2 protein-coding genes are annotated in these 4,802 nt (G+C 68.3%); both read left to right on the top strand.

Features of this window, described 5'->3' with window-relative positions; translation table 11 throughout:
- The first annotated feature begins 821 nt into the window (after window positions 1-821).
- Window positions 822-1,511, top strand: coding sequence for a ribosome hibernation-promoting factor, HPF/YfiA family (hpf, locus tag ACFQ3T_RS34245; RefSeq protein WP_380729900.1), 690 nt, complete (start codon window positions 822-824; stop codon window positions 1,509-1,511).
- 701 nt (window positions 1,512-2,212) lie between these two features.
- A partial coding sequence (secA, locus tag ACFQ3T_RS34250) for a preprotein translocase subunit SecA (RefSeq protein ID WP_380729901.1) occupies window positions 2,213-4,802 on the top strand: 2,590 nt, incomplete at its 3' end.

A 4,802-nucleotide genomic window follows, 5' to 3' on the forward strand; every position in this document is an offset into this window, starting at 1 on the left:
GCGCTTCCCCGGCTGCCGGGCGTCGGGCCGGAGCCGTGGCTCGTGCCCGCGCCGTCGCGCGCGTCGGCCGCCCGTGCCCGAGGCGGTTCCCACGTGTTGAGAATGGCGCGCGCTTCGGGGTTCCCGGTCGCGCCCGCACTGGCTTTCGCGAAAGGTGTTCGTGATTCGACGGGGCTCGACGCGGCGGCCCGCCGGGCGAACCTGGCTGGTCGCGTGCGGCTCGTTCCCGCTGGTCTGCCACCGCCCGGGAGCCCGGTTGTCCTGCTGGACGACGTCGTCACGACCGGATCGACGGCACGTGCCGGAATTTCCGTGTTGAGAACGGCCGGGTTCCGGGTATCCGCTGTTCTCACGCTGACGACTGCCCACCGAACCCACCCACACGGGTGAATCAGGACCGGGAACCTCTCGGACCTCTCGCCCGTTGGCCGGATATGACGCCCCCGCAGAGGCCGTTCGACGTAACCGCTCTGCTGACGGGCGTCTGTGCCGAGCTGGGCCGTTCGGGTGAGCGGCCGTCAGCGTGCTGCCCCAGCACGTCCGCCGGGCGTTCGCCCGGTACCGGTTTCCGGTCGCTCTGCGTTACGAAAAGAAAATCTTGGAGTTCCCCCGCCCCGGGGGGTGTCGCAGCGGCGAATACCGGGCTAACGTGCACCGCTATCAGCGTTCCCGGCACGCGGGGAGGAGGCGAACAGCCCATGACCCTGGCGCCGGTGGGGCACTGAGGGCCACCCTCAGCGACAAGCCCCCCGCCATGATCGCGAATCCGGCGCCCAAACGATCCAAAGCCATTGCTCGCAGCACAGCGAGGGAGGTCGTGTATGGACATCGTCGTTAAGGGCCGCAATGTCGAGGTGCCCGATCACTATCGGGTTCACGTCGCCGAGAAGCTGGCCCGGCTTGAGCGCTACGATCGCAAGGTCATCCGGTTTGACGTGGAGCTCTTCCACGAGCCGAACCGCAGGCAGTCCAAGAACTGCCAGCGGGTCGAGATCACCGGCAAGGGACGCGGACCGGTGGTCCGCTCCGAAGCGTGTGCGGGCGACTTCTACGCCGCCCTGGACTCCGCGGTGAACAAGCTGGAGAACCGGTTGCGGCGCTCGCACGACCGCAGGCGCGTGCACCACGGTCGCCGCGGTCCCACATCGGTCGCCGAGGCGACCAGCGCACTCGGGGACGCACTGCCCATCCGCCCCGACTCCGACAGCCAGGCGCAAGGCATGTGGCTCGGCCACACCGCGGTGCTGGAAGCCGCCGAACCCGAACCCGCGTACGAGGGCATGGCGGAAGTGCCCGCGCAGCGCTGGGACGACGGCGTCGAGGAAAACCTGCCCGGCCGGGTCGTGCGTGAGAAGGAACACGCGGCCAAGCCGATGACCGTCGACCAGGCTCTCTACGAGATGGAACTGGTCGGCCACGACTTCTACCTGTTCTCCGACGCCGACAGCGGACGTCCGAGCGTCGTCTACCGCCGAAAGGGATTCGACTACGGCGTGATCCGGCTGGCTTGATTCAATGGCGCCGGCGGTGTTGATGGCGCCGCCTTCGGCGTCGCGGCTCGGTCGCCATTAAGTCGGTCGTTCGCGCCTCATTTTCCGCGATCGGAAAAGCGTGATCGCGGAAAATGAGGCGCGAACGACCGACGCGACCTCGCGTGGTGGTCACCTTGGGTGTGCTGTGTGATCTGCGGGTGATCGGGATGCGGAGGCTCCGCGATCCGGTCCTGGGCGGTGGTCCGGGCGGTTCGTGATGGGGTCGTGATCTCGGTTGGATGGCTTGGCCTGTGTTGTTTTGGGCCTTGCGGCCGTTCCGGATATCCGCCCGGTGTTTCCGGCGCGTGAGTTCGCCGTGCCGGTTGCCCCAGTTCGCTTCCGCTTCCGCTTCCGCTTCTGTGGCCGTGGCCTGGTACCGACACGTCCGACTCAGCCGGTTCGAACGTCGGGGCTGGGGCCTTGCGGGTCCGGGTTCGGGGGGGTGGGGGTGCGGGCCTGATCTTGGTCGTGGGTCGGGTGCGGTGGTGGGGCGGTTCGCCGAGGTCGTTCTCGAAGGTCGTTACGGGGCGTTCCGCACCGCTTCCTACCTGTGTCTGTGCACACACCTTCACGACTTGCCTACGATGGCGGGTGGTGAAGGCTCGCCATGGCCGTGGTGAGCCCTGTGGAAGGCGCCCGTCCCCCGGGCGCGTCGCGATGAGGTAATGAGGTCGACCCGGATGGTGCTGTCCCGACTGCTCCGCGCTGGCGAGGGCAAGATGCTCAAGCGCCTGCGCAACATCGCAGCGCACATCAACAACCTCGAAGACGACGTCATCGACCTCTCCGATGCGGAGCTGCGGGCGAAAACCGAGGAGTTCCGCAAGCGCCACGCCGACGGCGAGTCCCTGGACGAGCTGCTGCCGGAGGCCTTCGCGGTGGTCCGCGAGGGCGCCAAGCGCACCCTCGGCCAGCGGCACTTCGACGTCCAGCTGATGGGCGGCGCGGCGCTGCACCTCGGGCAGATCGCCGAGATGCGCACCGGTGAGGGCAAGACCCTGACCTCCGTGCTGCCCGCCTACCTGAACGCGATCGCGGGCAAGGGCGTGCACGTCGTCACGACGAACGACTACCTGGCCCGACGCGACGCCGAGTGGATGGGCCGCATCCACCGGTTCCTCGGGCTGACCGTCGGCGCGATCCTGTCGGAGATGACGCCCGAGCAGCGCCGGGTCGCCTACAACGCCGACATCACCTACGGCACGAACAACGAGTTCGGCTTCGACTACCTCCGCGACAACATGGCGTGGAGCCGGGACGAGATGGTCCAGCGCGGCCACTTCTTCGCCCTGGTCGACGAGGTCGACTCGATCCTCATCGACGAGGCCCGCACGCCGCTGATCATCTCCGGGCCGGCCGACCAGTCGTCGCGCTGGTACGTCGAGTTCGCGCGGCTGGCCACGCGGATGCGCCGGGACACCCACTACGAGGTGGACGAGCGCAAGCGCACCATCGGCGTCACCGAGGCGGGCGTGCAGTTCGTCGAGGACCAGCTCGGCATCGACAACCTGTACGACTCGACCAACACGCCCCTGGTCGGCTACTTCCAGAACGCGATCAAGGCCAAGGAGCTGTTCACCAAGGACAAGGACTACATCGTCCGCGCCGGTGAGGTCATGATCGTCGACGAGTTCACGGGCCGCGTGCTCGCGGGCCGCCGCTACAACGAGGGCATGCACCAGGCGATCGAGGCCAAGGAAGGCGTCGAGATCAAGGCGGAGAACCAGACCCTCGCCACGATCACCCTCCAGAACTACTTCCGCCTGTACGAGAAGCTGGGCGGCATGACCGGCACCGCCGAGACCGAGGCGGCCGAGTTCCACCAGACCTACAAGCTCGGCGTGGTGCCGATCCCCACGAACCGCCCGATGCAGCGCAAGGACGAGGCCGACCTGGTCTACAAGACCGAGGAGGCCAAGTTCGAGGCGGTCGCCGAGGACATCGCCGAGCGGCACGAGAAGGGCCAGCCGGTGCTGGTCGGCACGACGAGCGTCGAGCGCTCCGAGTACCTGTCGAAGCTGCTGGTCCAGAAGGGCATCCCGCACGAGGTGCTGAACGCGAAGCACCACGACCGGGAGGCGCTGATCATCGCGAAGGCGGGCCGCAAGGGCGCCGTCACGGTGGCCACGAACATGGCCGGTCGAGGCACGGACATCGTGCTGGGCGGCAACCCGGACATCATCGCCGACCACGAGCTGCGGGAACGCGGCCTCGACCCGGTGGAGAACCCGGAGGAGTACGAGGCCGCCTGGGCCAAGCTCATCGAAGAGGTGACCAACCAGGTCAAGTCCGAGGCCGAGGAGGTCCGCGCGGCCGGCGGCCTGTACGTGCTGGGCACCGAGCGGCACGAGTCGCGGCGCATCGACAACCAGCTGCGCGGTCGTTCCGGCCGGCAGGGCGACCCGGGCGAGTCGCGGTTCTACCTGTCGCTGAAGGACGAGCTGATGCGCCGCTTCAACGCGGCGATGGTCGAGACGGTCATGACCCGGCTGAAGGTGCCGGACGACGTGCCGATCGAGCACAAGATGGTCACCCGGGCCATCCGCAGCGCCCAGACGCAGGTCGAGCAGCAGAACTTCGAGATCCGCAAGAACGTCCTCAAGTACGACGAGGTCATGAACGAGCAGCGCAAGGTGATCTACGCCGAGCGCCGCCGCGTCCTCGACGGCGAGGACCTGCGCGAGCAGGTCGAGCACATGATCACCAGCGTGGTCGGCGAGTACGTCGACGGCGCGACCGCCGACGGCTACGCCGAGGACTGGGACCTCGAGCAGCTGTGGACGGCGCTGAAGACGCTGTACCCGATCTCGCTCGACCACAAGGCGCTGCTCGACGAGGACGAGGACGTCACCCGCGAGTCGCTGAAGGCGCGCCTGCAGGCCGACGCCCTGGCCGCGTACGAGGCCCGCGAGGCGGACATCGACGGCCGGGTCGGCCCCGGCGCCATGCGCGAGTTGGAGCGTCGCGTCCTGCTGTCCGTCCTGGACCGCAAGTGGCGCGAGCACCTGTACGAGATGGACTACCTGAAGGAGGGCATCGGCCTGCGGGCGATGGCCCAGCGCGACCCGCTGATCGAGTACCAGCGGGAGGGCTTCGACATGTTCAACGCCATGTTGGACGCGTTGAAGGAGGAGACGGTCGGCTTCCTGTTCAACCTGCAGGTCGAAGCCGCCGAGCCGCAGCCCGCCGCCGAGCCGCCGGTGCAGGTGTCGATCGCCAACGGCGGGCCGCTGACCGGCAGCCGCGCCCGTGCCCGTGCCGCCGCCGCGG

This window comes from Saccharothrix hoggarensis (assembly GCF_042678885.1).
Lineage (GTDB): Bacteria > Actinomycetota > Actinomycetes > Mycobacteriales > Pseudonocardiaceae > Actinosynnema > Actinosynnema hoggarensis.